Genomic DNA, 26,924 nt, shown 5'->3' with positions numbered 1-26,924 from the left:
GTGCAGCGGGGTCACCTCGACCGGGTCGTAGTTTGACAAGAGAGAGCTCCGAATCCAGGGCTTGAGCGGCCATGAGTCTAGTCGGGTAAGCCCACCGGGCCGACATTCGCGATCAGGCGAAGTCGGGGGTGCCGGTGGGCACCATAAATCGAAACTCGGCGCCGCCCTCGGGCCCGCGCTGCACGGAGATGGTGCCGCCGTGAGCCTCGATCAGCCCCTTGACGATGAACAGGCCGAGCCCGGTGCCGCCCCGGCGGCGGGCGTTGCCCCGCCAGAACTGCCGGAAGACGCGCGTGACCAGCTCGGGCGGGATGCCCTCCCCCTGGTCGCGGACGGACACGCTCACTCCCCATTCACTCGGCTCGACGACTATTGTCACCGTACCGCGCCCGTGCCGCACCGCGTTTTCCATCAGGTTGGCGAGCACCTGATCGATCTTGTCCTGGTCGAGCCAGGTCTCGGGCAGCTCACCGCGCACCTGGAGCACGAAGCGGTCCTCCGGCTCGCCCGCGGCCACCCGGCCCGCGATGATCCTGGAGATCCTGGCCGGGACGTCGACCACCTGGCGGTGGATCTCCAGCCGCCCCGACTCGATGCGCGACACGTCGAGCAACTCGGTGATCAGCCGGGTCACCCGGTCGGCGTCGGCGTTGACGGTCTCCAGCATGACGAGCTTCTGATCGTCGGTGAAGCGGGTCCACTTGGCCAGCAGGGTCGCGGTGAACCCCTTGACGCTGGTCAGCGGGGAGCGGAGCTCGTGGGCGACGGTGGAGACCAGGTCGGCGCGGCTGCGCTCCAGGCGGGCGCGGGCCCCGGCGTCGCGCAACGTGATGACCACCCGGACGACCGCGCCACCCCGCCTGGGCTCGCGCACCAGCCGGGCGGCCACCAGCAGCTCCTGGCCGCCGGAGGTGCGCAGCGGCAGCTCGGGCTGGCGGGCCCGGCTGGACAGGCCGCCGTAGGGGTCGAACCACTTCCACCAGTCGCGCCCGTCGTGGTCGTGGAAGGAGAACACGTCGCGCAGGTGCCGCCCCGCGGCCCGCTCGCGGGTGACGCCGGTCAGGCGGGCCGCGGACCGGTTGACGGTGAGCACGCGGCCGTCACCGTCGGTCACCACGAGGCCGTCGGGAAGCTCGTCGACGTCGATCACAGAAGCGGCCTCGGTGCTCCGCTCACCGGTGTGTTCGCCGTGCACGACCCCGCCTCCTCGACGCTACATCGCCGACAATAGCGGGTTTCTCACGCCGTACGGCAGCCTCGCCGGGCGGGCGGCGTCACCCGGGTCCGGGGCCGGTGCGCTGAGAACGGGCAGATGCGTACAGACAGACCGCGGCGGCGGTCGCGAGGTTCAGGCTCTCCGCCCGCCCGTAGATGGGAACCCGGACGACCTCGTCCGCCAGCTTCAGGATCTCCTCGGGGAGCCCCCACGCCTCGTTACCGAAGATCCAGGCCGTCGGACCTGACAGGTCCACGTCGTCCAGGGTCTGCCTGCCCGCGCCGTCGGCGGCGAGCACCCGCAGCCCGGCCTCCTTCAGGTGCTCCACCGCCCGCGTCACCGGGACGCCCGTGGTGACGGGGAGGTGGAACAGGCTGCCGGCGCTCGCCCGCACGCACTTGCCGTTGTAGGGGTCGACCGAGGCGTCGGTGAAAAGGACGGAGTCGGCGCCCGCGGCGTCGGCCGTACGCAGCACGGTGCCCGCGTTGCCGGGATCACGGACGTGGGCCAGCACCGCCACCAGGGTGGAGCCGGAGACGACGGAGGTGTCCAGAGGCACGTGCACGAAGCGGCACACGGCCAGCAACCCCTGGGGGGTGACGGTCTGGGCCAGTTCGGCCATCACCTCGCCACTGGCCCGATGGACGGGCACCCCCGCGGCGGTGGCGGCGGCGACGACGTCGGCGTGGCGCGACTCGGCCTCGGCCGTGGCGAACAGCTCCACCACGACCCCGTCCAGCGCCAGCGCCTCGCGGACCGCCTGCGGCCCCTCTGCCAGGAAGGAACGGTCGCGGTCCCTGAAGGCCCGCTTCGTCAGCCTCCGCGCGGCCTTGACCCGCGGTGACTTGATGTTGGTCAGCTCAGACCCGGCCATGCCCGTCCCCCAAGAATGCGAATGCGGCCCGCAGCGATGACGCTGCGGGCCGCACGGTCGTCAGTGCCTCGCTCAGCCGGCGACCGGCGCGTTCACGTCGGCGGGGAGCGCCTTCTTGGCGGCCTCCACCAGCGTCGCGAACGTGGCGGCGTCGTTGACCGCGAGGTCAGCGAGGATCTTGCGGTCGACCTCGATGGAGGCGAGCCGCAGGCCCTGGATGAGCCTGTTGTAGGTGATGCCGTTCTGGCGGGCAGCGGCGTTGATGCGCTGGATCCAGAGACGGCGGAAGGTGCCCTTGCGGTCCTTGCGGTCGCGGTAGGCGTACGTCATCGAGTGGAGCATCTGCTCCTTGGCCTTGCGGTACAGCCTGGATCGCTGACCCCGGTAGCCCTTCGCCCGCTCGAGAACGACCTTGCGCTTCTTCTTGGCGTTGATCGCCCGCTTCACGCGTGCCATGTGTATCTATCTCCCCGGGGGCGGTTACTTAGCGAGCAGCTTCTTGATCTTCTTGGAGTCGGCCTCGGAGAGCACGACCTCGGGCTTGAGACGACGCGTCAAGGTGGACGGCTTGTGCTCGTTGTAGTGCGCACGGTTGGCGCGGCGGCGCACAAGCTTGCCGGAACCCGTGAGCCTGAACCGCTTCTTCGCACCGCTGTGCGTCTTCATCTTCGGCATCTCAGCCGTCTCTCCCTCGATCGTGCCGATGTCCCGGGCCGGTAACCCAAGTCAAGGGCGTGCCTGACTACGAGACCGGACCCGGTCTCGGACTGATCTCGCGACTACCTGACGATCCAGGCTATGCGAGTTACTCCTGCGGAGCCGCCACCGCTCCGTTGACGGACACCTCGTCGTTGACGCGCGTCCCGTCCGCGGCCGATGACGCGTCCCCCGAAGGGTTCTCGTCATGTCGCGCCTTGGCGGCGGCCTTCTCGGCCTTGGCCTCGGCCTTCTTCTTGTGCGGCCCGATCACCATGATCATGTTTCGACCGTCCTGCTTGGGCTGGGACTCGACGAAGCCGAGCTCCGTCACGTCCTCCGCCAGCCGCTGCAGGAGCCGGAAGCCCAGCTCGGGCCGGGACTGCTCCCGCCCGCGGAACATGATGGTGACCTTGACCTTGTCGCCGGCCTTGAGGAACCGCACCACGTGACCCTTCTTGGTCTCGTAGTCGTGCGGATCGATCTTCGGCCGAAGCTTGATCTCCTTGATGATGGTGTACGCCTGGTTACGGCGCGCCTCACGTGCCTTCATCGCGGACTCGTACTTGAACTTGCCGTAGTCCATGAGCTTGCACACTGGCGGGCGAGCCGTTGCCGCGACCTCGACCAGGTCGAGGTCGGATTCTTGAGCCAGCTTCAAGGCGTCGCCAATGGAGACGATGCCCACCTGCTCGCCGTTCGGGCCGACGAGGCGGACCTCGGGCACGCGAATGCGGTCATTGATGCGGGGCTCGGCGCTGATGGGGCCTCCTAGGTTGCGATCCGCGGCCGTCCGGGAGGAGGCCGCAACATGCTCGATCGTGCCGGGAGGTCGTAGAACGCACACCCTGTCGAGGGCGTTCGAACGCAAGATGCCCCGCACGTCACGCATGCGGGGCCACATGAACTCGAAGGCTTCACGCCGTAAGCTCTGCCGGAGGTTTAACCCCGGTTGTGATCCTGACCTGTCAACCTTGCGGCCGACGAGGTGGGAGGATGACCTCCGCTTGCGCGTCCAGCAGGCACGCCGGACCGATCGAGTCGTTACTCTACCACAACAGCTCGCTCACACAGAATCATCCCGGCCCCGCGAGCGATCACTCCGCCGGGGCGGCACGCCTGACGATCTCGGCCTTACCCGCCTCGCGCATCGCCTCCACCGGCACGTCCGCGCGGCCGGTCATCATCTCGACCTGCCGGACCGCCTGGTGCAGGAGCATCGGGAAACCACCGACGACGATCCCGCCCCGCTCGGCCACGGCCGCGGCCAGGCGGGTGGGCCAGGGCGCGTAGACCACGTCGAAGAGAGCGGGAACGCCCGCCAACGTCCCGGCGAAGTCGTCGGCCACCCCGGAGGGCAGGGTCGAGACGACCAGGTCGACCTCGGTCGCGGTGTCGAGCTTGTCGAGGGTCCGCACCGACAGGTCCATGCCCAGCCGCTCGGCCACCCGGGTGGTATCCCCCGCCCTGGCGGGGTCGCGGACCACGAGGATCGCCTCGTCCAGGCCCAGTTCGCGCAGGGCGGCGAGCGCGGATGCCGCCGTCGCCCCGCCGCCCAGGACGGTCGCCGCACGTGGCGGGGCCACGCCCGCCTCGGCGAGCGCCTGGACGATGCCGTACACGTCGGTGTTGTCCCCGTGCCGGACACCGTCGCGCAGGATCACGGTGTTGGCTCCGCCCACCTGGAGCGCGAGCTCGGAGACGGTGTCGAGCAGCGGCAGCACGGCCCGCTTGAGCGGCATCGTGAGCGAGAGCCCCGCCCAGTCGCCCTCCAGGCCGGCGAGGAGGGCGGGGAGGGCTGCCTCGTCGCACTCGATCGCCTCGTAGCGCCAGTCGTGCAACCCCATGCCCTCGTAGGCGGCGCGGTGCAGGTGAGGGGAGAGCGAGTGGACGATCGGCGACCCCAGGACCGCCGCCCTCAGCACCCGTTCACCTTGTTCCTCTCGTACTCGGCCTTGAGCACGAAGAAGTCGGACTCCGCCGAGGCGAACTTGGTGACGCGCTTCGCCGGGCAGGTGGTCACGAACCAGACCCAGTCGCCCTTGGTGGGGTTGAGCGCGGCCTGGATCGCCTCGTCTCCCGGGTTGGCGATCGGGCCGGGGGGCAGCCCCAGGTGCTTGTAGGTGTTGTAGGGCGATTCGCTCTCAAGATCCTTGTGGGAGGCCTCGATGTTGTACTTGTTCAGCGCGTACATCACCGTGCTGTCCATCTCCAGCTTGCGGGGCGGGTTGCCGTCGAGCCGGTTGTAGATGACGCGGGCGACCTTGCCCATGTCCTCCTTGGTGCCCGACTCGGCCTGGACGATGCTGGCGATCGTCATGATCTCGTGCGGGGTGTGCCCGAGAGCCTTCGCCTTGCCCCGCAGGTCGTCCTTGTCGGCGGTCTGGTTGAAGCGGTCGACCATCTTGGTCAGGATCTCCGAGGCCGTCATCTTGGGCGTGATCTCGTAGGTGGCCGGGAAGGCGTATCCCTCCAGCTTGCCCCTGGAGTAGGAGGGCAGGCCGAGCTCGCGGGTGTTTCTCGCGGCCTGCTGGAACTCCCGCAGCGGCTTGCCCGTCTGCTTGGCGAGCTGCTCAAGGGTGTCGCTCACGCGCAGTCCCTCCTTGAGGGTCACCCTCTCCCTCAGCCGCTTGTCCGGGTCGAGGAGCTTGACGGCCTCGGCGGCCGCCATCTGCTTGCGCATGGTGTATTCGCCCGGTTGCAGGGAGGAGGTCTTGCCCGCGGCGGCGACGGCGTTGACGAATGCCTTCACGCTCTTCACCACCCCCTGCTCCTCCAGGGTCTGGGCGATGTCGGAGGCGCTGTCGCCGTCCTTGATCTCCACGACGACCTCACCGGTGCCCTGACCGGCATAGTCGTCGGGGGTCATCACGTCGCGGACCCAGGTGTAGCCGTAGAAGCCGGCGGCGCCGACTCCGCCGATCAGGACGATGATCGCGAGCATGGGGGCGAGGAAGCCGCCCCGGTTGCGACGACGCTTCCTGCGGCGGCCCCGGCGGCCCGAGTCGCGGCCGGAGGACGCGTTGGAACCTCGGCGCGACCGACCTTCGTCGTCGGAGCCGACCAGGAAGTCCATATCGAGATCGTTCATAGAGGCGCTGGCCAATCTCCCGCTAGAGACGGCCTGGCGTCAAGCGGGTGTGCCGAACCGAAGGAGAGCACCCGGGAGGACGTCCCGGTGCTTCGGGAGCCGTCGTCCGATCCGCGAGTGCGGGTCGCCGCCTGGGGCGGAACGGGGGGTATTCCGCCGGGCATCAACGCTTCCCGAGGTGTTTGTTCAGCTCTTCCCGGTATCTCACAAACTCACTCTCTGTGTCAGTGAATTTCGTGATTCTATGCTCCGGATCGGTAGTGACAAACCAGAACCAATCACCTTGATCTGGCTGGAGTGCCGCGATCAATGCCTGCTCCCCGGGGTTCGCGATGGGTCCTGGTGGCAGGCCCGGTTTGAGGTAGGTGTTGCAGGGAGACCTTACCTCGGTATCCCGTTGCGAGACCTCCAGGGTTCTGCGTCCCTGCGCGTACAGCACCGTGGTGTCCATCTGGAGTGGCGTCCGGGCCCTGATCCTGTTGTAGATCACTCTAGCGATCTTCGGGTAGTCCGGATCCCGCCCGCCCTCCGCCTGGACGATGCTCGCCATTGTGACGGCTTCCAAGGGAGACAACCCTTTCTTCTTCGCCCGTTTCCTCAGTTTCAGCTGAGCGGCCATCTGTTTGTAACGTTCCACCATCGCGGTGAGCACACCCGAGGCCGTCGTGGTGGGCTCGATCTCGTAGGTGGCGGGAAACAGGAAGCCCTCGGCGCTTTCCGCGTATCGGGGCAGGCCGAGCGCCCGTTCGTCGGCCGCGGCCCTGGCCAGATCGGCCCGGCGCATGCCGGTCTGGTCGGCGAGCCGGTCGAGCAGCTCCGGCAGGCGCAGCCCTTCGGAAACGGTGACCGTACGAACGATCCGCGACTCCGGTGCCACCAGCATGCCGAGCGCCGACAGCGCGTCCATGCCCCTGCGGAGCCTGAAGCGCCCCGGGGGCAGGCCGGCCGTCCTGCCCTGCTCCTCCGCCACCGCGACGAATCCCCTGGCACTCGCCACCACCCCGGCGTCGGCGAGCACCAGCCCGATCTGGGCGGCACTCGCCCCCCGGGGGATCTCGACGACGACCGCCCCCGAGCCGGGGCCCTCGAAGTCGGCGGGCACGAGACAGGAGCGGATCACGACGAAGCCGGCCGTCCCCGTGGCGACGGCGAGCACGGATGTGCCGGCCACCAGCAACCACATCGGCCGCAGGCGGTTCACCGAACGGACCCGCCGCCCGGCCTTTCGACGTCCCCTCCGCCCGGGGTGGATCCGGCGGGAACACCCGGGGGCCTGCCGGTGGCACGCTCGGCGTCCAAGGCGGCCTGGAGCAGCACGATGGCGGCCGCCTGGTCCACCACGCCACGCTGGTTCTTCGCCTTCACACCGCTGGCCCGCAGCCCCTGCTGGGCGGTGACGGTGGTCAGCCGCTCGTCGAACAACCGCACCGGTATCGGATCCAGCCGCAGCGAGATCCGGTTCGCGAAGTCGCGGGCGGCCTCCGCCGCCTGCCCCTCGCGCCCGGAGAGCGAGGTCGGCAGGCCGACCACCACCTCGACGACCTCGTACTCGGCCGCGATCTCCGCGAGCCGGTCGAGGTCGCCCTTACCGCGCCGGACGGTCTCCACCGGTGTGGCCAGCAACCCCGAGGGGTCGCTGCGTGCCACACCGATGCGGACCGATCCGACGTCGACGCCCAGCCGAATGCCGTTTCTCATCGTTTCCGTCCCCACCCCGGTGCCGGACACGGCGCGGGGGCGTCGTTCGTCGTCAGGTGAGCGTCTGCGCGATCGCCTGCTCGACGGCGGCGAGCGCCTCGCCGATCGCCTCGGGGCGCACACCGCCTCCCTGCGCGACGTCGTCCTTGCCGCCACCGCCACCTCCCAGCGCCTTCGCGGCGACGCCGACCAGACGGCCCGCCTTCAGGCCACGGCCGCGTCCCCCCTCGTTCACCGCGGCCACCACGACCGGCCGGTCACCGGGGACACCGGCCACGACGACCACCGCGGCGCGATCGCCGGGGAACCGGCCGCGCACGTCAAGCGCGAGCTTACGCAGGTCGTCGGGGGAGGTGCCATCAGGCGCGCGGTGTGTCACGACGGACACTCCGTGCAGATCGCGGGCGTTCTCCGCCATCTCCCCCGCACCGGCGAGCACCTGGGCAGAACGCAGTGCGCCCAGCTCCTTCTCGGCGGAACGCAACCGGGTGACGATGCCCTCGATGCGCTCGGGCAGCTCCTCCCTGCGGGCCTTGAGCTGCTCCGACAGCTGGGCGACGAGCACGCTCTCCCTGGCCAGGAAGCGGAAGGCGTCGAGACCGACCAGGGCCTCCACCCGGCGCACGCCCGCGCCGATCGAGGCCTCGCCCAGCACCTTGACCAGGCCCAGCTGCCCGGAGCTGGCGACGTGGGTGCCGCCGCAGAGCTCGCGGGAGTATTCGCCGACCTCGACGATGCGGACGGTGTCGCCGTACTTCTCCCCGAACAGGGCGAGGGCGCCCATCGCGCGGGCCTCCGCCTGGGAGGTGTGGAAGGCGTTGACCCGCAGGTCGTTGATGAGAACGGCGTTGACCTCGTCCTCGACGTCGCGCAGCACGCTGGGCGGCACCGCGCCCGCGGCGGTGAAGTCGAAGCGGAAGCGGCCGGGGGAGTTCTCCGAGCCGGCCTGTGCCGCGGTCTCGCCCAGCGCGTTGCGGAAGCCGCGGTGCACCAGGTGGGTGGCGGTGTGGCTGCGGGAGATGGCCCGGCGCCGCTCGACGTCGATCTCCGCCTGGGCCTGGTCGCCCACCCGGACCTCTCCGGAGCGGACCTTGCCCCGGTGCACGACGACGCCGGAGACCGGGGACTGCACGTCCACGATCTCCACCTCGGCCCCACCGGTGCGGATGACACCCTGGTCGGACAGCTGGCCGCCGCCCTCGGCGTAGAAGGGGGTGCGGTTCAGCACGACCTCGACCGCCGTGCCCGTGCCCGCCGCGGGCACGGAGACGCCGTCGACGAGGAGGCCGACGACCTCGGCCTCGGCCGTCACGTGGTCGTAGCCCAGGAACTCGACCTTGCCGGTCTTCTCCAGGAGCGTGCCGAAGATCGAGATGTCGGCGTTGCCGGTCTTCTTGGAGGCGGCGTCGGCCTTGGCGCGGTCGCGCTGCTCCTTCATCAGGCGGCGGAAGCCCTCCTCGTCGACCTGCAGCCCCTGCTCGGAGGCCATCTCCAGGGTGAGGTCGATCGGGAAGCCGTAGGTGTCGTGGAGCTGGAAGGCCTGGTCGGCCGCGAGCGTGGCCTTCCCCTTGCGCTTGGTCTCCTCGGCCGCCACGTCGAAGATCGCGGTGCCGGTGCGGAGCGTGCCCAGGAAGGACGCCTCCTCGGCGTCGATGACGCCGTGGATCTGCGGGGCGTCGGCCCTGAGCTCGGCGTACTGCTCGCCCATCACGTCGACGGTCACCGCGGTGAGCTCGTGCATGTAGCGCTCCTCGCCCGCGCCGAGCAGGCGCAGGTTGCGGATGGCGCGGCGCAGGATGCGGCGCAGCACGTAGCCCCTGCCCTCGTTGGAGGGCAGCACCCCGTCGGCGACGAGCATCACGCCGGTCCTGACGTGGTCGGCGACCACCCGCAGCGACACGTCGGCGCGCTCGTCGCGGCCGTAGCGCGTCTTGGTGAGGTCGGCGGCCCTGTCGAGGATCTTGTACGTGGTGTCGATCTCGTAGATGTTGTCGACGCCCTGCAGGATCGCCGCCATGCGCTCCAGGCCCATGCCCGTGTCGACGCTCTTGGCGGGCAGCTCACCGGCGATGTCGAAGTCGATCTTGCTTCGGACCGCGCTGAGCTGGTACTGCATGAAGACGTTGTTCCACACCTCCAGATAGCGGTTCTCGTCGGCGACCGGACCGCCCTCGCGCCCGTACTCGGGACCGCGGTCGTAGTAGATCTCGCTGCACGGGCCGCCGGGTCCTGGCACGCCCATGTGCCAGTAGTTGTCGGCGAGGTCGCGGCGCTGGATGCGCTCCTGCGGCACCCCCACCTTGCGCCAGATCTCGGCGGCCTCGTCGTCGTCGAGGTAGACGGTGGCCCAGAGGCGGTCCTCGGGGAAGCCGAACCCGCCCTCGGACTCGGGCCTGGTCAGCAACTCCCAGGCGAACGGGATCGCCTGCTCCTTGAAGTAGTCGCCGAAGGAGAAGTTGCCGAGCATCTGGAAGAAACTGGCGTGCCTGGTCGTCTTGCCGACCTCGTCGATGTCGAGGGTCCGCACGACCTTCTGCGCGCTGGCGGCCCGCTTGTAGGGCGGCTTCTGCTGGCCCAGGAAGTAGGGCTTGAAGGGCACCATGCCCGCGTTGACCAGAAGCAGTGTCGGGTCCTCGGCGATGAGGCTGGCCGAGGGCACGACGGTGTGCCCACGCTCCTCGAAGAAGCGCAGGAAGCGGCGGGCGATCTCTGCCGACTCCATGTCAGCGGCCATCCTTTACGTTGGAGTGATAGGAGTTTTCCACGCTGTCGAGCCCGAACCTGGAACGCAACTCGATTTCCCGCTCGGCCGCGCCTCGCAGGGCCTCCCCCGCGAGGTCACGTGCCTGCCCCAGGGCGCCGGTGGCGTTGTGCACGGCCCGCCGGGCCAGGTGGTTCGGGTGCAGTGCCTGAAGCTTACGCATGGCCCACACCGCGCCGAACGCGCCCAGCCCCATGTAGAACAACCTGCGGATCATCGCGGGCGCCTCTCCAGCGCCGGCGCGGCGAGCCTGGCGCGTCTGCGGGCGCCCAGGGCCCTGCGGACCCCGTGACCGAGAGCCGCGACCTTGATCATCGGTCCGGTGACCAGGTTCTGGGTGACGTCGCTGACCTTGGCCACGTGCCCGCTGACCTGCTTGACGTCCTTGGTGATGGCCTCGATGGCGACCAGCTGGCGGTTGGTCTCGCCGACCGCGGCCGAGACGTCCTCCAGCAGCGGCACGACGCGGTCGCCCAGCTGGGAGACCATCTTGGTCGTCTCGGTGAGCAGCCGGGCCAGCCTGACCATGACGACGGCCATGAAGGACACCAGGATCGCCCAGGCCATCGCGGCGATCAGCCCCGCGACCTCTCCTGCGGTAAGCATGTGCGGCCCCGCTCCCCTCACTGGTTCATAGGTGACCCCGGCCATGGTCGGGCGGATTGGCGAAACCCTATCGTGCCCGACATCGCTCATCCCCGCTCACCGCGCGCTCCGGAGGTGATCCTCGCGGGAGGCTACTCCCCACGGAGGAAGGCGCGAATCCTGGACCAGCGGTCGGCGAGGCCCGCCTCGGCACCGTGACGGGTGGGCTGGTAGTAGCGCCGGTCCCTGAGCTCCTCGGGGGCGTACTCCTGGCGTACCAGTCCGTGCTCGAACTCGTGGGGGTATCTGTAGCCCCTGCCGTGGCCGAGCTGCTTGGCCCCCGCGTAATGGGAGTCGCGCAGATGGTTGGGTACGTGGCCGATGTCGCCGCGCCGTACGTCCTCGGAGGCCGCGCCGATGGCGTTGATCACCGCGTTGGACTTGGGGGCCAGCGCGCAGTGGATGACGGCCTGGGCCAGGTTGAGGCGTCCCTCGGGCAGGCCGACGAACTCCACCGCCTGAGCGGCGGCCACCGCGATCTGCAGGCAGGTGGGGTCGGCCATGCCGACGTCCTCCGAGGCGAAGACGACGATCCTGCGGGCGATGAACCGGGGGTCCTCCCCCGCCTCGATCATCCGGGCGAGGTAGTGCAGCGCGGCGTCGGCGTCGGAGCCCCGCATGCTCTTGATGAAACCGCTGATCACGTCGTAGTGCTGGTCGCCCTGGCGGTCGTAGCGCACGGCCGCCTTGTCCACCGCCCGCTCCACCACCTCGACGGTGATCTCGCCGTCGGCGATCAGCGCGGCGGCCTCCAGGTAGGTGAGCGACCTGCGGGCGTCGCCGCCGGCGAGCCGCACCAGGTGCTCGGCGGCCTCGGGTGCGAGGCTCGCCCTCGCGTCCAGGCCGCGCGGGTCGGTGACCGCGCGCTCCAGCACCACCCGGATGTCGTCCTCCGACAGTGACTCCAGGGTGAGCAGCAGCGAGCGCGACAGCAGGGGCGAGATGACGGAGAAGAAGGGGTTCTCGGTGGTGGCGCCGATGAAGGTGACCCAGCGGTTCTCCACGGCGGGCAGCAGGGCGTCCTGCTGCGCCTTGTTGAAGCGGTGCACCTCGTCGACGAACAGGACGGTCTGGCGGCCGGACATGCCCAGTTCGCGCCGGGCCTGCTCGATGGCCGCGCGGACCTCCTTGACACCGGCCGAGACCGCGGAGACCTCCACGAAGCGGCGCTTGGTGACACCCGCCACCACGTAGGCGAGGGTGGTCTTGCCGGTCCCCGGAGGGCCCCAGAGGAACAGCGACATGGGCGCCTCGGCCTCGACGAGGCGGCGCAGCGGCGTGCCGGGACCCAGCAGGTGCCGCTGGCCGATCACCTCGTCCAGGCTCCGGGGGCGCATTCGCACCGCCAGGGGCTCCTGGCCGCGATGGGCCTCCTCCGCCGCCGAGTCGAACAGGCTGTCCACGTCTGAGACAGTACCGCCGCCCGGCGGGGCCTCGGCCCGCGCGGACGGCGGTGCGCCGGACTCCCCCGGCGTCACGCGACATCACGGCCCCGGCCGGCTCAGCTCCAGACCGCGACGGCCCCGCTGTGCCCGCTCCGTACCACGTAGTAGATCGTCACGACGGCCAGGACAACGGTGAGCGCCGAGAGCGCCAATTCGGCCGTGCGTCCGAACCTGTCGCGGCGCGTGACGTGGACGAGGGCGGCCGAGGCCACCCCGAGGGCGAGGGAGACGAGCAGCAGCGGGACGCTGAGGTTCGCGTGTTCGGTGATGAGCTCGGCGAGCCGTCCCCCCGCGGAGGCGAAGCGGCCCTCCTCCAGCGCCTCCCCGCTCTCCCGCGCCACGAAGACGCTCACCGGCACGACCGGGGCGAGTCCGACCACTGCCCAGGTGAGCACGGGTCGCGTGCGGGGCGCCAGGGCGTACACGGTGGCGAGCACCGCGAGGAGCGGCGTCAGGACCACTGCCGCGTGAACGACCAGGGGATGAAGAGGCAGGCCGAGGATCTCGTCGAACATGGGGGCGCTCCGCTGGTGCGTGGTTCATCATCTGCAAGTACGGATCCCACCATGAGCGGGTTATGGCGAGCGTGAAGAGGTCTCCCCTTTCTCTCCGTCCCCCTCTGATGAATTCCGCCACTTACGTCCAGCACATCTTGGGGCCGGTACTCTTTTCGCCAGCCCGTAACCATGGATCAGCAATCTTGGAGGACATAGCGGTGAGCGCCGAGGACCGCCAGAGCCGGCTGGCTCGGGAACACAAAGAGCGGCAGGCGAAGCGTGCTGCGCAGGCGACCACGTCGTCGAAGCGCAACGCCGTCATCGGAGCGGTCGCCGCGGTGGTCGTCGTCGCGGGGGGATTGTTCGCCGGGGTGACCCTTCTGGGGGGCGACGGTGACGACCCGAAGGTCAACAACGCCGCCGCCACCGGTTCGCCGTCTCCTTCGGAGACACCCGCCGCGACGCCCGAGCCGACCCCCACGGCCGCTCCGGCCAACACGAGGTGTACCTACCGCAAGGACACCAGCGGCAGTCCGATGAAGAACGTGGGCATGCCACCGGCCAGGCCGAACCTGAAGCTGAAGACCATGACGATCGCCACCAACCACGGCAATGTCGTGATCGACCTGGCGACCCAGCAGGCCCCCTGCACGGTCAACTCCTTCGCCTTCCTGGCCAAGAAGCGCTTCTTCGACAACACCAAGTGCCACCGTCTGGCCACCCCGGAGAACTCCGGCGTGAGCCTGCTGCAGTGCGGCGACCCGCAGGCCAAGGCCGACGGGAAGAACCCCACCGACGGCCAGGGCAGCTCGGGATACGTCTACGACAGCGAGAACCTCGACGGCGAGGTCTCCTACGCCAAGGGCACGGTCGCGGTGGCCCAGGCGATGGACGCGATCAACGAGAACGGCAGCCAGTTCTGGATCTCGCTGGGGGACGACACCGAGCAGGTGGAGAAGGCCTACACGCCCTTCGGCGTGGTCTCCCAGGGCATGGAGATCCTCGACGAGATCGCCAAGGGCGGGTGGATCACCAACCCCGACGACATCACCGGTGACGGCGGTTCCAACGCCCCCAAGATCCCGGTGATCATCAAGAGCGTACGGCTCTCCTGACCGGACTCGCGGCGCCTCGCCGCCACAGGACGCCCCGGCGGTCGGACGACCGCCGGGGCGTCCTCGTGTCCCGGCGGTCGTAGCCCCGGCCCCGCCGTCTCCGCTCGCGAGCACGGGCGGCACGCGGCCCACACAGGCCTCAGCGCGACCGTACGCGGGCCGCGCCTCTCCCTCACCCTCTGGGGCGGAAAAACGCCATCGGCCGCCCAGGGTGCCTGTGAGGGACGCACAGGACGGTCTCCTCGACGATCGCCGATCCGGGAATCGAGGAGAGGAGATCCCCTCTCACATCACCTCTTTCGCCGGGGACCGACACCCCGGACCCGCCCAGCTGTGCGCGCCGCGACAGCGCACGACAGCCGACAGCGCCACGGCAGCGCATGCCGCCGTCATGCCGGCGCATGACAAAGGCCCCCGGAACACCGTCCGAGGGCCTCGTCACATCCGGATCAGGCGCCGGCCTTGGGCCTGCCGTCGACGCCCGCCTCCTTGCGCTGCTCCACCGTGATCGGGGTGGGCGCGCCGGTCAGCGGGTCGAACCCGGAGGCCGTCTTCGGGAAGGCGATGACGTCGCGGATGGAGTCGGTGCCCGCCAGAAGCATGCAGATCCGGTCCCAGCCGTAGGCGATGCCGCCGTGCGGCGGCGGGCCGTACTTGAACGCCTCCAGCAGGAAGCCGAACTTGCTCTCCGCGTCCTCCTTGGAGATGCCCAGCACGTCGAAGACGCGCTGCTGCATCTCGGCCCGGTGGATACGGATCGAGCCGCCGCCGATCTCCATCCCGTTGCAGACCATGTCGTAGGCGTAGGCCAGGGCCTCGCCGGGGTGGTCCTGGAAGGTGTCGGCCCACTCGGGCTTGGGACCGGTGAAGGGGTGGTGGACCGCGGTCCAGCCGCCCTCGCCGTCCTCCTCGAACATGGGGGCGTCGACGATCCACAGGAAGTTCCAGGCCGACTCGTCGATCAGGCCGCAGCGACGGCCGATCTCCAGGCGGGCCGCGCCGAGCAGGTCGCGGGAGGCGGAGGCCGCGCCGGCCGCGAAGAAGATCGCGTCACCGTGCTTCGCGCCGACCTTCGCGGCCAGGCCGGACGCCTCGGTCTCCGACAGGTTCTTGGCGACCGGCCCGCCGAGCGCGCCGTCCTCGCCCACCAGCACGTAGGCCAGGCCCCTGGCTCCGCGCGACTTGGCCCACTCCTGCCAGGCGTCCAGCTCCTTGCGGGTCTGCGAGGCACCGCCGGGCATGACCACGGCGCCCACGTACGGCGCCTGGAACACGCGGAAGGTGGTGTCCGCGAAGAAGTCCGTCATCTCGACGAGCTCCTGGCCGAAGCGCAGGTCCGGCTTGTCGGAGCCGTAGCGCGCCATCGCCTCCCGGTAGGTCATCCGGGGCAGGGGGGTCGGCAGGTCGTAGCCGACCGTCTCCTTCCAGATGCGGCCGATGAGCCGCTCGCCCAGGGCGATCACGTCGTCCTGGTCCACGAAGGACATCTCGACGTCGATCTGGGTGAACTCCGGCTGCCGGTCGGCGCGCAGGTCCTCGTCGCGGTAGCACTTGGCGAGCTGGTAGTAGCGCTCGAGCCCGGCGACCTGCAGAAGCTGCTTGAACAGCTGGGGCGACTGGGGCAGGGCGTACCAGCTGCCCGGCTGGAGCCGGACCGGGACCAGGAAGTCGCGGGCACCCTCCGGGGTCGAGCGGGTCAGCGTCGGGGTCTCGACGTAGGTGAACCCCTGCTCGTTCATCACCTCGTGGGCGAGGTAGGTGGCCCGGGAGCGGACGCGCATGGCGTGCGCGACCTGCTGGCGGCGGATGTCGAGGTAGCGGTACTTCAGCCGCGCCTCCTCCGAGATGCCCGTGGTGCCCTCGATGGGGAACGGCAGCGGCGCGGACTCGCTGAGCACCTCGACCTCGGAGGCGACGACCTCGATCGCGCCGGTCGGCAGCTCGGGGTTCTCGTTGCCCTCGGGGCGGACCCGCACCTCTCCGACGACCTTGACGCAGTATTCGGCGCGCAGCCCGTGGGCGTCGTCCTCCTCGCGGAAGACCACCTGGGCCGAACCCGAGGCGTCACGCAGGTCGATGAAGACCACGCCGCCGTGGTCGCGGCGTCGCGCCACCCACCCGGCGAGCGTCACCCGCTGCCCGGCGTGCTCCTCGCGCAGTGACCCCGCTTCGTGCGTGCGGATCATTTGTCCAGTCTCTCCTTCAACATCGTGACGATCTCGGCGAGCGGTACGGCGGTCTGGTCTCCGCTGGCCAGGTCCTTGACCTGCGCGGTCCCCTCGGCGATGTCCCGATCGCCGAGGATCACCGCGTAGCCGGCCCCCGACCGGTCGGCGCCCTTCATCGCGCCCTTGACGCCCTTGCCGCCGAACGACATGTCGGCGGCCAGGCCCGCCCGGCGCAGCTCGGTGACGAGCAGGAACATCCGGCGGCGCGCCTCCTCACCCAGCGGCACACCGTACACCCGCACGCGTGCCTCGGCGCTCTCGTCCCCGAACAGGCCCTCGGCCTCCATCGCCATCACCGTGCGGTCGACACCCAGCGCCCAGCCGACGCTGGGCAGCGCGGGTCCGCCGAGCATCTCGCTCAGCCCGTCGTAGCGGCCCCCGCCCCCGACCGCGGACTGCGAGCCGAGCCCGTCGTGGACGAACTCGAACGTGGTGCGCGTGTAGTAGTCGAGGCCGCGGACCAGCCGGGGGTCGTCGGTGTAGGCAACGCCCGAGGCGGTCAGCAGCGAGCGGACCTCCTCGTGGTACGCCTTGCACGCCTCGCACAGGTGGTCGACGACCAGCGGTGCCCCGGCCAGCCGGGCCTGCACCTCGGGGCGCTTGTCGTCGAGCACGCGCAACGGATTGATCTCGATCCGCTGCCGGGTGGGCTCGTCGAGGTCGAGGCCGCGCAGGAAGTCCTGGAGCGCGGCCCGGTACACGGGACGGCACTCCTTGTCGCCCAGCGTGTTGATCAGCAGCCGGACCCCGGTGAGTCCCAGGGCGGCGTAGCCGTCGACGGCCAGCAGGATCAGCTCGGCGTCGAGCGCCGGATCCTCCGAGCCCAGCGCCTCGGCGCCGACCTGCCAGAAGTGACGGTAGCGGCCCTTCTGCGCCCGCTCGTAGCGGAACTGGCTGCCCGAGTACCAGAGCTTCACCGGAAGCTGCCCGTTGTGCAGGCCGTGCTGGAGGACCGCCCGCACCACCGACGCGGTGCCCTCGGGGCGCAGCGTGATGGAGCGCCCGCCCTTGTCCTCGAAGGTGTACATCTCCTTGGAGACGATGTCGGTCGACTCGCCGACACCGCGGACGAACAGCGCGGTGTCCTCGAAGACCGGGGTCTCGATGTAGCCGTAACCCGCCCGGCGGGCGGGCTCGGTGAGCGCCTCGCGCACGGCGAGCGCCCGCTCCGAGCGCGGCGGAAGCCAGTCGAAGGTGCCCTTGGGCGCCTGCAAAGTCATTGTCTAAAGTCCCCTGCCGGGGCCGCGGTCGTGCCCGGCGGACGCGGAGTCCGCGCCCGCGGCCGACCTCGCCTCCGCGAGATACGGGTTGGTGGCACGCTCGTGACCGATCGTGGTCTGTGGTCCGTGGCCGGGCAGGACCACCGTGTCCTCCGGCAGCGGCAGGCACTTGGCCGCCAGGCTGCGCAGGATGGTGGGGTAGTCGCCGCCCGGGAGATCTGTGCGGCCGATGGAGCCGGCGAACAGCAGGTCGCCCGAGAACAGCACGTCCGGGATCTCCTCGGTGCTGGGCAGCCTGAACGTCACCGACCCCCTGGTATGGCCGGGAGTGTGGTCGACGGTGAGCTCCAGGCCGGCGAGCCGCAGCACCTCGCCGTCGGCGAGCTCGCGCACGTCGTCGGGCTCGGTGAAGGTGAGCCCCCCGAACAACTGCTGCTTCGTCGAGAGCGACAGCCCCTTGCCGGGGTCGGAGAGCAGCTCGCGGTCCTCCGGGTGGATCCACGCGGGAACGTCACGCGCGCCGCAGACCGGGGCGACCGACCACATGTGGTCGATGTGCCCGTGGGTGACCAGCACCGCGACCGGCTTGAGCCTGTGCTCGCGCAGCAGGTCGTCGAGGGCGCCGACGGCGTTCTGACCGGGATCGACGACCACGCACTCCTCGCCCGCGGCGGGAGCGACGACGTAACAGTTGGTCTGGAAGGACCCTGCGGGAAAGCCGGCGATGAGCATCTGCCTCAGCTGATCTCGTCAAGAATGCGGATGGGAATGTAACCGAAGGGTACCGGTGCGGGTCGGCGGGCTGCGAACCATTACCCATTGGCCGATACGATTCGCCCACCTCATTAAGTACTACTCGGCACTCGGGAGGGCGAAGCGGTGAGCGGCAAGGAGCGCCAGAAGCAGTTGGCGCGCGAGCACTACGAGCGGCAGACGCAGCGACGCGTCGAACGCGAGGCCAGGGCCAAGCGCAACGCGATCATCGGCAGCACCGTGGCCGGTGTGGTCGTGGTGGCGGGCGTGATCGCCGCGACGACCCTGTTCGGGGGCTCCGACACGACGGCCGCGACCACCGACCCGGCCCCGTCGGACAACGCCTCACCGGCCGCGTCGGAGGCCGCGGGAGCGCAGCCGAAGGCCTTCGACCCGGCCAGCGGCACATGCGGTTACGTCGCGGACGCCGGCGGCGGTCCGGCCAAGGACGTGGGCCTGCCCCCGGAGAAGGTCGACCTGACGCCCAAGACGATGACCCTCAAGACCAACCAGGGCGACATCGTCATCGAGGTGTCGGCGGAAAAGACGCCGTGCACGGTCAACTCCTTCGCCTTCCTCGCGAAGAAGAAGTATTTCGAAGGTTCCAAGTGCCACCGGCTGGGTTCCGACCAGTTCCCGATGCTGCAGTGCGGCGACCCGCTGGCCAAGGCCGACGGCAAGGGCCAGACCGACGGCCAGGGTGGTCCCGGCTACCGTTTCGTGAACGAGAACCTGGAGGGCGCGAAGTACACGCGCGGCGTCGTGGCCATGGCCAACAGCGGTCCCGACACCAACGGCAGCCAGTTCTTCATCGTGTTCGGTGACGCCCCGCTGAGCCCGGACTACACACCGTTCGGTACGGTCACCAAGGGTCTGGAGATTCTGGACAAGGTGAACAAGGCGGGTGTCATCACCCCGGGCCCCGACGGTACGGGGGCGCCGAAGGAAACCGTGGAAATCAAAGACGTGACAATGTCCAGCTAGAGCTGACGTAATACATACAAGGGGCGGTAAGTCCCGAAAGGCTGATGAAAGTGCGGGAGGACACGGTGAGCACCGACCCGTGGGGCCGGGTAGACGACGACGGCACCGTCTACGTACGTACGGCTGAGGGAGAGCGGGCCGTCGGGTCCTGGAAGGCCGGCGAACCGGAAGAGGCGCTTGCCTACTTCCATCGCAAGTTCGACGAGCTGGCCGGGCAGGTCACCCTGCTGGAACAGCGGGTTCGTGGCACCGACCTGCCACCCGCCCAGGCCGAGGCGACGATCGTCAAGCTCCGAGAGGCGATCACCGACGCGCACGCGGTCGGCGACCTCGACGCGCTGCTGAACCGCCTCGGCGTCCTCACGGAGCTGGTCGCCCAGCGCCGTGAGGAGGTGAAGGCGGCTCGCGACGTGGCCAGGGCGGAGGCCAAGGGCGTCAAGGAACGGATCGTCGCCGAGGCCGAGCGCATCGCCGAGGACACGACCCACTGGAAGACCGGTGGTGAGCGGCTGCGCCAGCTGATCGAGGAGTGGAAGGCCGCCGAACGCATCGACCGGGTGACCGAGGCGGCGTTGTGGAAGCGCCTGTCGGCGGCCCGTACGGCCTTCGCCAAGCGGCGCAAGGCCTACTTCGCGGGGCTGGACGAGCAGCGCGAGGGCGTGCGTTCCACCAAGGAGCGCATCGTGGCCGAGGCCGAGACACTGGCCTCGTCCACCGACTGGGGCGCCACCGCGTCGGCCTACCGGGAGCTGATGCAGGAGTGGAAGAGCGCGGGCAGGGCCTCCCGCGAGGTCGAGGACGAGCTCTGGGGCCGCTTCAAGGGTGCCCAGGACCAGTTCTTCCAGGCGCGTTCGGCCGTCTTCGCCGAGCGCGACGCCTCGCTGGCGGCCAACGCCGAGATCAAGGAGCAGCTCCTGGTCGAGGCGGAGAAGATCCTTCCGGTCACCGACGCCCGCGCCGCCCGGGGCGCTCTGCGCAACCTCCTGGAGCGCTGGGAGGCCGCGGGCCCGGTTCCGCGCGAGCAGCGTGACCGTCTGGAGGGTGGCCTGCGCAAGATCGACGAGGCGGTCCGCAAGGCCGAGGAGACGGAGTGGAAGCGCTCCAACCCCGAGGCCAGGGCTCGTGCCCAGAACACGGTCGACCAGCTGCGCAAGTCGATCGCGCAGCTGGAGAGCCGTCTGGTCAAGGCGAGGGACGCGGGTAAGGACAAGGACGTCAAGGACGCCGAGGAGGCCCTGACCGCCCGCCGTTCCTGGCTGACGGAGGCGGAGCGCACGCTCGCCGAGTTCTCCTGACGCCCGGCGCCCTCACCGGCTGACGCGTCCCGCGGGGCCGCGAGGAGCCTCCCACCGGGGAGGCTCCTCGCGGCCCCGTCGCCTGTGGTGGGCGGGGGCACGCCGGGTCGGCCGTGGGACGGGCGAGACGGTTTCGAGGGAACGGAGTCGTCGAGCCTGCGGCCACACTCCACGAGGCGGCCCGAGAGGGCCGCAAGGGACAGGGTGGGACTTGTGCCCGGTTCTCGGATTCCGTGCCCTGTGAGGCCTCCTGGGGCGCCGCAGGCGGCCGGTTCGGGTCGCCTCCCATGAGGCGGCGTGGCGGGAGGAGTCGCCGCCACACCTCATGGGGCGATCCGGGAGGAGACAGGGAACGGAGCGGGAGAACCTCAGGAACTCGCGCCGCTGACCCGGTAGACGTCGTAGACGCCCTGGATGTTGCGGACGGCCTTCAGGACGTGGCCCAGGTGCTTGGGGTCGCCCATCTCGAAGGTGAACTTGCTGATCGCCACCCTGTCCCTGGAGGTCGTCACCGACGCCGACAGGATGTTGACGTGCTGGTCGGAGAGGGTGCGGGTCACGTCGGAGAGCAGGCGGGGCCGGTCGAGCGCCTCGACCTGCAGCGCGACCAGGAACACCGAGTCGTCGGCGGCGGACCAGGCGACCTCGACCAGGCGGTCGGGCTCGGACTGCAGCTGGTCCATGTTGGGACAGTTGGTGCGGTGCACCGACACGCCGTGCCCGCGGGTGACGAAGCCGACGATCTCGTCACCGGGTACGGGCGTGCAACATCGTGAGAGGCGCACCCAGACGTCGGAGTCGCCCGCGACGACCACGCCCGCGCCGCCGCTGCCGCGGGGGCGCCCGCGCAGCTTGGTCGGTACGGAGGTCTCGGCGATGTCGTCCTCGGCGCCCTCCACGCCCCCGACGGACGTCACGAGCTTCTGCACGACCGTCTGCGCGGCCACGTGGCCCTCACCGACGGCCGCGTAGAGCGCGGAGACGTCCGGGTAGCGCAGGTCCCTGGCGAGGGCCAGGAGGGACTCTCCGGACATCAGGCGCTGCAACGGCAGGCCCTGCTTGCGCATCGCGCGGCCGATCGCCTCCTTGCCCGCCTCGATCGCGGTCTCGCGGCGTTCCTTGGAGAACCACTGCCGGATCTTGTTGCGGGCCCGACCGGACTTGACGAACTTCAGCCAGTCGCGCGAGGGACCCGCGTCCGGCGACTTGGAGGTGAAGATCTCCACGGTGTCGCCGTTGCCCAGGCGTGACTCCAGGGGCACCAGGCGCCCGTTGACCCTCGCCCCGATGCAGCGGTGGCCGACCTCGGTGTGCACGGCGTAGGCGAAGTCGACGGGCGTCGCGTTCTCCGGCAGGGCGATGACCTGGCCCCTGGGGGTGAAGACGTAGACCTCCGAGACCGACAGGTCGAACCTGAGCGACTCCAGGAACTCCCCCGGGTCGGCGGTCTCCTTCTGCCAGTCGAGAAGCTGGCGCAGCCATGCCATGTCGCTGGCGGGCTTCAGCTTCGTCCCGGGAGGCCCCGAGATGGTCATGTCCTCCTTGTACTTCCAGTGCGCCGCCACGCCGTACTCGGCCCTGTGGTGCATGCCGTGGGTGCGGATCTGCAACTCCACCGGCTTGCCCTCGGGGCCGATGACCGTGGTGTGCAACGACTGGTACATGTTGAACTTGGGCATCGCGATGTAGTCCTTGAACCGGCCGGGGACCGGGTTCCATCGCGCGTGGATCGTGCCGAGCGCCGCGTAGCAGTCGCGGACCGAGTCGACCAGCACCCGGATGCCCACCAGGTCGTAGATGTCGTCGAAGGCGACGTCCCTGGCGATCATCTTCTGGTAGACGGAGTAGTAGTGCTTGGGACGTCCCTTGACGGCCGCGCGGATCTTGGCGTCGCGCAGGTCACCGGAGACCTTCTCGATGACCTCCTGCAGGAACAGGTCCCTGCGCGGGGCCCGCTCCGACACCATCCGGGCGATCTCGTCGTACCGCTTGGGGTAGAGCATGGCGAACGCGAGGTCCTCCAGCTCCCACTTGATGGTGTTCATGCCCAGCCGGTGGGCGAGCGGCGCGAAGATCTCCAGAGTCTCCCGCGACTTCTGGTGCCGCTTGTGCTCGGGCAGGTAACGCATGGTGCGCATGTTGTGCAGCCGGTCGGCGAGCTTGATCACCAGCACCCGGATGTCGCGCGACATCGCCACGACCATCTTGCGCACGGTCTCGGCCTCGGCCGCGGCGCCGAACTTGACCTTGTCGAGCTTGGTGACGCCGTCGACCAGCAGCGCGATGTTGTCGCCGAAGTCCGAACGCAGCTCGTCCAGGCTGTAGGCGGTGTCCTCGACGGTGTCGTGCAGCAGCGCCGCGCACAGCGTCTCGTCGTCGGTGCCGAGCTCGGCCAGGATCGTGGCCACCGCCAGCGGGTGGGTGATGTACGGATCACCGCTCTTACGCTTCTGGTCGCGGTGGTGGTAGGCCGCCACGTCGTAGGAGCGCTCGATGAGCCGCAGGTCCGCCTTCGGGTGGGTCGCGCGGACCGTACGGAACAGCGGCTCCAGAACCGGATTCATACCGCCACCCCATTGCCCCCCAAGACGTGCGAGCCTTCGCCTTACCGCCGGCTTCTCCTCAGCGGCTCCGGACACGGCGGAACCGGCATCGCCTGCTGGGACGGCCGTCTCGGGACCGCCACCGCCGGCGGTCACATCGGGGACGACCACATCGCGGGGCACTCAGACTCCTTACGTTCGAGTCCAGATCCCTACAGTGTATCCAGACCGGGTTGTGTGCTTTCGTCCGCGGGGGCGATCAGACGACGACGAGGGAGTGCAGCTCCACGTCGGTCAGACGCTCGCGGCCTTTGAGGAAGGCCAGCTCCATGAGCACGGCGATGGCGACGACGTCGGCGCCCGCCCTGCGGACCAGCTCCACCGTCGCGCACGCCGTACCTCCCGTGGCGAGCACGTCGTCGACGATGAGAACGCGCTCCTGGGGGGCGAAGGCGTCCCGGTGGACCTCGATGACGGCGGAGCCGTACTCCAGATCGTAGGACGCCTCAAGCGTCTCGGAGGGCAGTTTGCCTTTCTTCCGTACCGGGACGAAGCCCGCGCCCGCCCGGACGGCGACCGGGGCCGCCAGGATGAACCCCCGCGCCTCGATACCGACGATCTTGTCCACCTCGTACAGCCCGGCCAGTTCCTCGATCACCGCGGTGAACGCCACCGGGTCGCCGAGCAGGGGGGTGATGTCCTTGAACAGCACCCCGGGCTGCGGGTAGTCGGGCACGTCGCGGATGCGGTCGAGGATCAGGCTGCTCAGTTCGGTCATGGGTGGCGCTCCTGTGGAGGTGTCGGGGCGGAGGACACCGGGACGGCCCGGCGGTGTCCGGAGGGTGTCGCATCGGAAGGACTCTGCGGGCGGGTGTCGCAAGGTCAGGGAAGAGCCGGGGGTCCGGAAGGGGCTGGAAGGTGGAGGGTAAGGAAAACGCCTCCGCTCCCTGCGAGGGGAGCGGAGGCGCGGACGTGCCCGTACTTACTTCTTCTTCCGCTTGCCGGCGGCGGAGTCGGCTCCGCCGGCGACCGTGGCGGCGCCGTTGGAGGCCCCGGCGGCGACCGGCTGACGCACCGTCTTGATCCCGGAACTCCCCCCGTGGGAGGCGATCCTGCGGGCGATCGCCTGGTAGCGCGGCTCGCGCTCCTTGAGCGTGACCAGCAGCGGTGTCGCGACGCACAGCGAGGAGTAGGTGCCGACGAGCATGCCGACGAACAGGGCCAGCGACAGGTCCTTCAACGTTCCGGCACCGAACAGCGTGGTGCCGATGAAGAGGATCGCCGCGACCGGCAGGATCGCCACCAGGGTGGTGTTCAGCGACCGGATCAGCGTGTGGTTCAGCGCGTTGTTTGCGGCCTCGGTGTAGGTCAGCTTGGAGGTCGTGCCGAGCTTGGCGGTGACTTCCTTGATCATGTCGAAGACGACGACGGCGTCGTACAGCGAGTATCCGAGGATCGTGAGGAAGCCCAGCAGGGTCGCCGGGGTGACCTCGAAGTTGGACCAGGCGTAGACACCGGCGGTGATCACCAGGTCGTGCAGCAGCGCCACGACGGCGGCCAGCGCCATCTTCCACTCGAAGGCCATCGTCAGGTACAGGATGATCGCCAACATGAAGACGATCAGTCCGATGATGGCCTTGTTGGCCACCTGACCACCCCACGAGGCGCCGATGACCTGCAGGTTGACCTGGTCCGCCGGCATCTTGAACTCGGTGGCCACCGCCTTCTGCACCGCGGTGACCTGGTCGGCCGGGAGGCTCTCGGTGGTGACCCGCCAGCCGTTCTGGGTCGTCTGCGCGATGATCTGGTGCGCACCGGCCTCGGTGAACGTGGCGCGCACCTGCTCGATGTTGGCGGTCGGGGCCTTGAAGGAGAAGACGGACCCGCCCTTGAACTCCACGCCCAGGTTGAGGCCGTTGACGATCAGACCGGCGATGGAGACCACCAGCAGGATTGCGGAAAGGGCGTACCAGAGCTTCTGACGGCCGACGAAGTCGACGTCGATTTCGCCCCGGTACAGCCGGCGCGCGATGCCGGACATCAGGCCTCCTGCGGAACGGTCTTGGGTGCGACGGTGGTCTCGCTCATACGCTCGGCGTCGAGCCCGGAGAGCCTGTGCCCCTTGGCGAAGAACTTCAGCTTGGCCAGCATCGCGACGAACGGCTTGGTGAACATGAACACCACCGCGATGTCGATGAGCGTGGTCAGGCCCATGGCGAAGGCGAAGCCGGCCACGCCTCCGACCGCCAGGAAGTAGAGCACCACGGCGGCGATGAACATGACGGCGTCGGCGATGAGGATCGTCCGCCGGGCGCGGACCCAGGCGACCTCGATGGCCGTGCGCAGCGAGCGCCGGCCCTCCTTCATCTCGTCGCGGATGCGTTCGAAGTAGACGATGAACGAGTCCGCGGTGATACCGATCGAGACGATCAGTCCGATGACGTGCGGCAGCGAGAGGCGGAAGCCCGCGAACGCGCCGAGCAGCACGACGGACTGGTAGGTCAGGATCGTGGCGACCAGGAGGCTCAGCACCGACACGACGCCCAGACCCCGGTAGTAGAGCATCGAGTAGATCACGACCAGCAGGAGGCCGATCGCGCCCGCGATGAGGCCGCCGCGCAGCTGGTCGGCGCCCAGCGTGGAGGAGACCTCCTCGATGGAGCTCTTCTCGAACTTCAGCGGCAGCGCGCCGTACTTGAGCTGGTTGGCCAGTTCGTCGGCCGTCACCTGGTTGAAGCTGCCGGAGATCTGCGCCCGGCCGCCGGTGATGGGCTCCTGGATGACGGGCGCGGAGATGATCACACCGTCGAGGACCATGGCGACCTGGTTGCGGGGAGCCTGCGAGTTGAAGGCGGTGGTGGTGACCTTCGACCACTGGTCGGGGCCCTGGCCCTTGAAGGAGAGCTGGACGAGCCACTCACCGGTGGTCTGGTCGACGCCGGAGGACGCGGTGTCGATCGAGGTGCCGGTGACGGCCGCCTTCTCCAGCACGAACTTGGTGCCGCCGTCCTGGCTGCAGCCCACGTACTGCTTGTCCGGCGCGTCCTGTGCCCCGCGGCCCGCGTCCTTGGCGCAGTCGAGCGCCTGGAACTGCTTGAGCGCCTCCGGGTCGATCCCGGTGGGGTCGACGCCCGCCATCGGGTCGTCGGCCGCCGTCGGCGGGGTCGTCGGCACGGCGCTGGTCTCGGGCGCGGCACTCGCGTCCGGCTTGGCGGGCTTGTCACCGCTCGGCTCGGCGGAGGGCGCGGCGGTGGCGCCGGGGCTCGGGTTGGTGAGTGCCGACGACAGGGCACGACCGGCCGGAGAGGCGTCCGTGTCGGGCGCGGCGGTCGCGTCGGGCTTCGGAGTCACCGACTCGGCGGGCTTGGGCTCCTTGGACCCCTTGCGCCCGGATTCGGTGCTCGCAGGGGACGGTGTCGGCGTCGGCGCCTCGGTGGAGAGCTGCCCCGGGGGCGGAGGTGACCCGGCCCCGATCGCCAGCACTTGGCGGAACCTCAGCTCCGCGGTGGTGCCGACCAGCTTGACGACTTCCTCCTGGCCTGCTCCGGGAACGGAGATGACGATGTTGTCACCGGATTTGGCGACCTCGGCGTCGGAGATGCCGCTGCCGTTCACCCGCTCACGGATGATGTTCACGGCGAGGTCGAGGCTCTCCTGCGAGGGAGCGCCCCCGTTCGGCGTGATGGGCTGGAGCGTCACGGTCGTGCCGCCGGCGAGGTCGAGGCCATACTCCGGCGTGTACGCCTTGTTGAGGAGCATCGCCCCGCCCATGGCGAGAATGATCGCCAGAAGCACCAGGAGCATGCGCCCCGGTCTGCTCTGGCCGCTGGTCGGTCGGGCCACTGGTCGTCAGTTCTTTCGGT

The 26,924-nt window shown here is 69.6% G+C and carries 24 protein-coding genes; 3 read left to right on the top strand and 21 right to left on the bottom strand.

The window, feature by feature from the left end; all coding sequences use genetic code 11:
• Positions 1-112: 112 nt before the first annotated feature.
• The 14 genes from AB0B90_RS35910 to AB0B90_RS35845 form a co-directional block, all read right to left on the bottom strand.
• Positions 113-1,195, bottom strand: coding sequence for an ATP-binding protein (locus AB0B90_RS35910; protein WP_350949177.1), 1,083 nt, complete (start codon positions 1,193-1,195; stop codon positions 113-115).
• 79 nt (positions 1,196-1,274) lie between these two features.
• Positions 1,275-2,090: an RNA methyltransferase gene (locus AB0B90_RS35905; protein WP_362926481.1), complete on the bottom strand. Its 816-nt coding sequence runs from the start codon at positions 2,088-2,090 to the stop codon at positions 1,275-1,277.
• A gap of 72 nt (positions 2,091-2,162) precedes the next feature.
• Positions 2,163-2,546 carry a 50S ribosomal protein L20 gene (gene rplT, locus AB0B90_RS35900; protein WP_012892552.1) on the bottom strand — a complete coding sequence of 128 codons (384 nt, stop codon included), beginning with the start codon at positions 2,544-2,546 and terminating at the stop codon, positions 2,163-2,165.
• 24 nt (positions 2,547-2,570) lie between these two features.
• Entirely contained in the window at positions 2,571-2,765 is a 195-nt protein-coding gene (gene rpmI, locus AB0B90_RS35895) for a 50S ribosomal protein L35 (RefSeq protein WP_350949175.1), read from the bottom strand.
• Between the two features lie 130 nt (positions 2,766-2,895).
• Entirely contained in the window at positions 2,896-3,549 is a 654-nt protein-coding gene (infC, locus tag AB0B90_RS35890; RefSeq protein WP_350949193.1) for a translation initiation factor IF-3, read from the bottom strand.
• Between the two features lie 334 nt (positions 3,550-3,883).
• Entirely contained in the window at positions 3,884-4,708 is an 825-nt protein-coding gene (locus AB0B90_RS35885) for a shikimate dehydrogenase (protein ID WP_350949192.1), read from the bottom strand.
• On the bottom strand, positions 4,705-5,877 hold the full coding sequence (mltG, locus tag AB0B90_RS35880; protein WP_350949174.1) for an endolytic transglycosylase MltG: 1,173 nt from the start codon (positions 5,875-5,877) through the stop codon (positions 4,705-4,707). The genes AB0B90_RS35885 and mltG (AB0B90_RS35880) overlap by 4 nt, the downstream gene beginning before the upstream one ends.
• Before the next feature lie 163 nt (positions 5,878-6,040).
• Complete coding sequence (gene mltG, locus AB0B90_RS35875) at positions 6,041-7,078, bottom strand: endolytic transglycosylase MltG (RefSeq protein ID WP_362926480.1); 1,038 nt, start codon at positions 7,076-7,078, stop codon at positions 6,041-6,043.
• On the bottom strand, positions 7,075-7,575 hold the full coding sequence (gene ruvX, locus AB0B90_RS35870; protein ID WP_350949172.1) for a Holliday junction resolvase RuvX: 501 nt from the start codon (positions 7,573-7,575) through the stop codon (positions 7,075-7,077). The genes mltG (AB0B90_RS35875) and ruvX overlap by 4 nt, the downstream gene beginning before the upstream one ends.
• A gap of 52 nt (positions 7,576-7,627) precedes the next feature.
• Positions 7,628-10,297, bottom strand: coding sequence for an alanine--tRNA ligase (gene alaS, locus AB0B90_RS35865; protein ID WP_350949171.1), 2,670 nt, complete (start codon positions 10,295-10,297; stop codon positions 7,628-7,630).
• A 1-nt stretch (position 10,298) separates the two neighbouring features.
• On the bottom strand, positions 10,299-10,553 hold the full coding sequence (locus AB0B90_RS35860) for a hypothetical protein (RefSeq protein ID WP_350949170.1): 255 nt from the start codon (positions 10,551-10,553) through the stop codon (positions 10,299-10,301).
• Positions 10,550-10,942 (bottom strand): DUF948 domain-containing protein, encoded by a 393-nt coding sequence (locus tag AB0B90_RS35855; protein WP_350949169.1) that lies wholly within the window; start codon positions 10,940-10,942, stop codon positions 10,550-10,552. Before AB0B90_RS35855 ends, AB0B90_RS35860 begins: the two co-directional genes overlap by 4 nt.
• A gap of 131 nt (positions 10,943-11,073) precedes the next feature.
• Positions 11,074-12,384, bottom strand: coding sequence for a replication-associated recombination protein A (locus AB0B90_RS35850; RefSeq protein WP_350949168.1), 1,311 nt, complete (start codon positions 12,382-12,384; stop codon positions 11,074-11,076).
• A gap of 98 nt (positions 12,385-12,482) precedes the next feature.
• Positions 12,483-12,941 (bottom strand): DUF2231 domain-containing protein, encoded by a 459-nt coding sequence (locus AB0B90_RS35845; protein WP_350949167.1) that lies wholly within the window; start codon positions 12,939-12,941, stop codon positions 12,483-12,485.
• Positions 12,942-13,141: 200 nt separating this feature from the next.
• Here AB0B90_RS35845 and AB0B90_RS35840 point away from each other — a divergent pair, with 200 nt between their 5' ends.
• Positions 13,142-14,038, top strand: coding sequence for a peptidylprolyl isomerase (locus AB0B90_RS35840; RefSeq protein WP_350949166.1), 897 nt, complete (start codon positions 13,142-13,144; stop codon positions 14,036-14,038).
• 449 nt (positions 14,039-14,487) lie between these two features.
• Here the strand turns inward: AB0B90_RS35840 and aspS are convergent, their stop codons facing one another.
• From aspS to AB0B90_RS35825, 3 genes are read right to left on the bottom strand one after another with little or no spacing between them, the layout of a single operon-like run.
• Entirely contained in the window at positions 14,488-16,224 is a 1,737-nt protein-coding gene (aspS, locus tag AB0B90_RS35835) for an aspartate--tRNA ligase (RefSeq protein ID WP_350949165.1), read from the bottom strand.
• A complete protein-coding gene (gene hisS, locus AB0B90_RS35830; RefSeq protein ID WP_362517785.1) occupies positions 16,221-17,486 on the bottom strand; it encodes a histidine--tRNA ligase in 1,266 nt (421 codons plus the stop codon). The genes aspS and hisS overlap by 4 nt, the downstream gene beginning before the upstream one ends.
• A gap of 3 nt (positions 17,487-17,489) precedes the next feature.
• Positions 17,490-18,218 carry an MBL fold metallo-hydrolase gene (locus AB0B90_RS35825; protein ID WP_350949163.1) on the bottom strand — a complete coding sequence of 243 codons (729 nt, stop codon included), beginning with the start codon at positions 18,216-18,218 and terminating at the stop codon, positions 17,490-17,492.
• Positions 18,219-18,365: 147 nt separating this feature from the next.
• On the opposite strand from AB0B90_RS35825, the gene AB0B90_RS35820 reads away from it, so the two are divergent.
• Both AB0B90_RS35820 and AB0B90_RS35815 read left to right on the top strand, forming a co-directional pair.
• A complete protein-coding gene (locus AB0B90_RS35820) occupies positions 18,366-19,223 on the top strand; it encodes a peptidylprolyl isomerase (RefSeq protein ID WP_350949162.1) in 858 nt (285 codons plus the stop codon).
• 65 nt (positions 19,224-19,288) lie between these two features.
• Positions 19,289-20,518, top strand: a complete 1,230-nt coding sequence (locus AB0B90_RS35815) for a DUF349 domain-containing protein (RefSeq protein WP_350949160.1) — start codon at positions 19,289-19,291, stop codon at positions 20,516-20,518.
• 368 nt (positions 20,519-20,886) lie between these two features.
• Here AB0B90_RS35815 and AB0B90_RS35810 read toward each other — a convergent pair whose 3' ends face one another.
• The 4 genes from AB0B90_RS35810 to secD all read right to left on the bottom strand — a co-directional run bounded on the left by AB0B90_RS35810 (position 20,887) and on the right by secD (position 26,865).
• Positions 20,887-23,082: a bifunctional (p)ppGpp synthetase/guanosine-3',5'-bis(diphosphate) 3'-pyrophosphohydrolase gene (locus AB0B90_RS35810; RefSeq protein WP_350949159.1), complete on the bottom strand. Its 2,196-nt coding sequence runs from the start codon at positions 23,080-23,082 to the stop codon at positions 20,887-20,889.
• A 238-nt stretch (positions 23,083-23,320) separates the two neighbouring features.
• Positions 23,321-23,839, bottom strand: a complete 519-nt coding sequence (locus AB0B90_RS35805) for an adenine phosphoribosyltransferase (RefSeq protein WP_350949158.1) — start codon at positions 23,837-23,839, stop codon at positions 23,321-23,323.
• Positions 23,840-24,043: 204 nt separating this feature from the next.
• Positions 24,044-25,102 carry a protein translocase subunit SecF gene (secF, locus tag AB0B90_RS35800; RefSeq protein WP_350949157.1) on the bottom strand — a complete coding sequence of 353 codons (1,059 nt, stop codon included), beginning with the start codon at positions 25,100-25,102 and terminating at the stop codon, positions 24,044-24,046.
• Complete coding sequence (gene secD, locus AB0B90_RS35795; protein ID WP_350949156.1) at positions 25,102-26,865, bottom strand: protein translocase subunit SecD; 1,764 nt, start codon at positions 26,863-26,865, stop codon at positions 25,102-25,104. The genes secF and secD overlap by 1 nt, the downstream gene beginning before the upstream one ends.
• Between the last annotated feature and the right edge of the window lie 59 nt (positions 26,866-26,924).

Source organism: Streptosporangium sp. NPDC049078 (assembly GCF_040648855.1).
GTDB lineage: Bacteria > Actinomycetota > Actinomycetes > Streptosporangiales > Streptosporangiaceae > Streptosporangium.
This window is presented reverse-complemented; position numbering and strand designations above follow the sequence as displayed.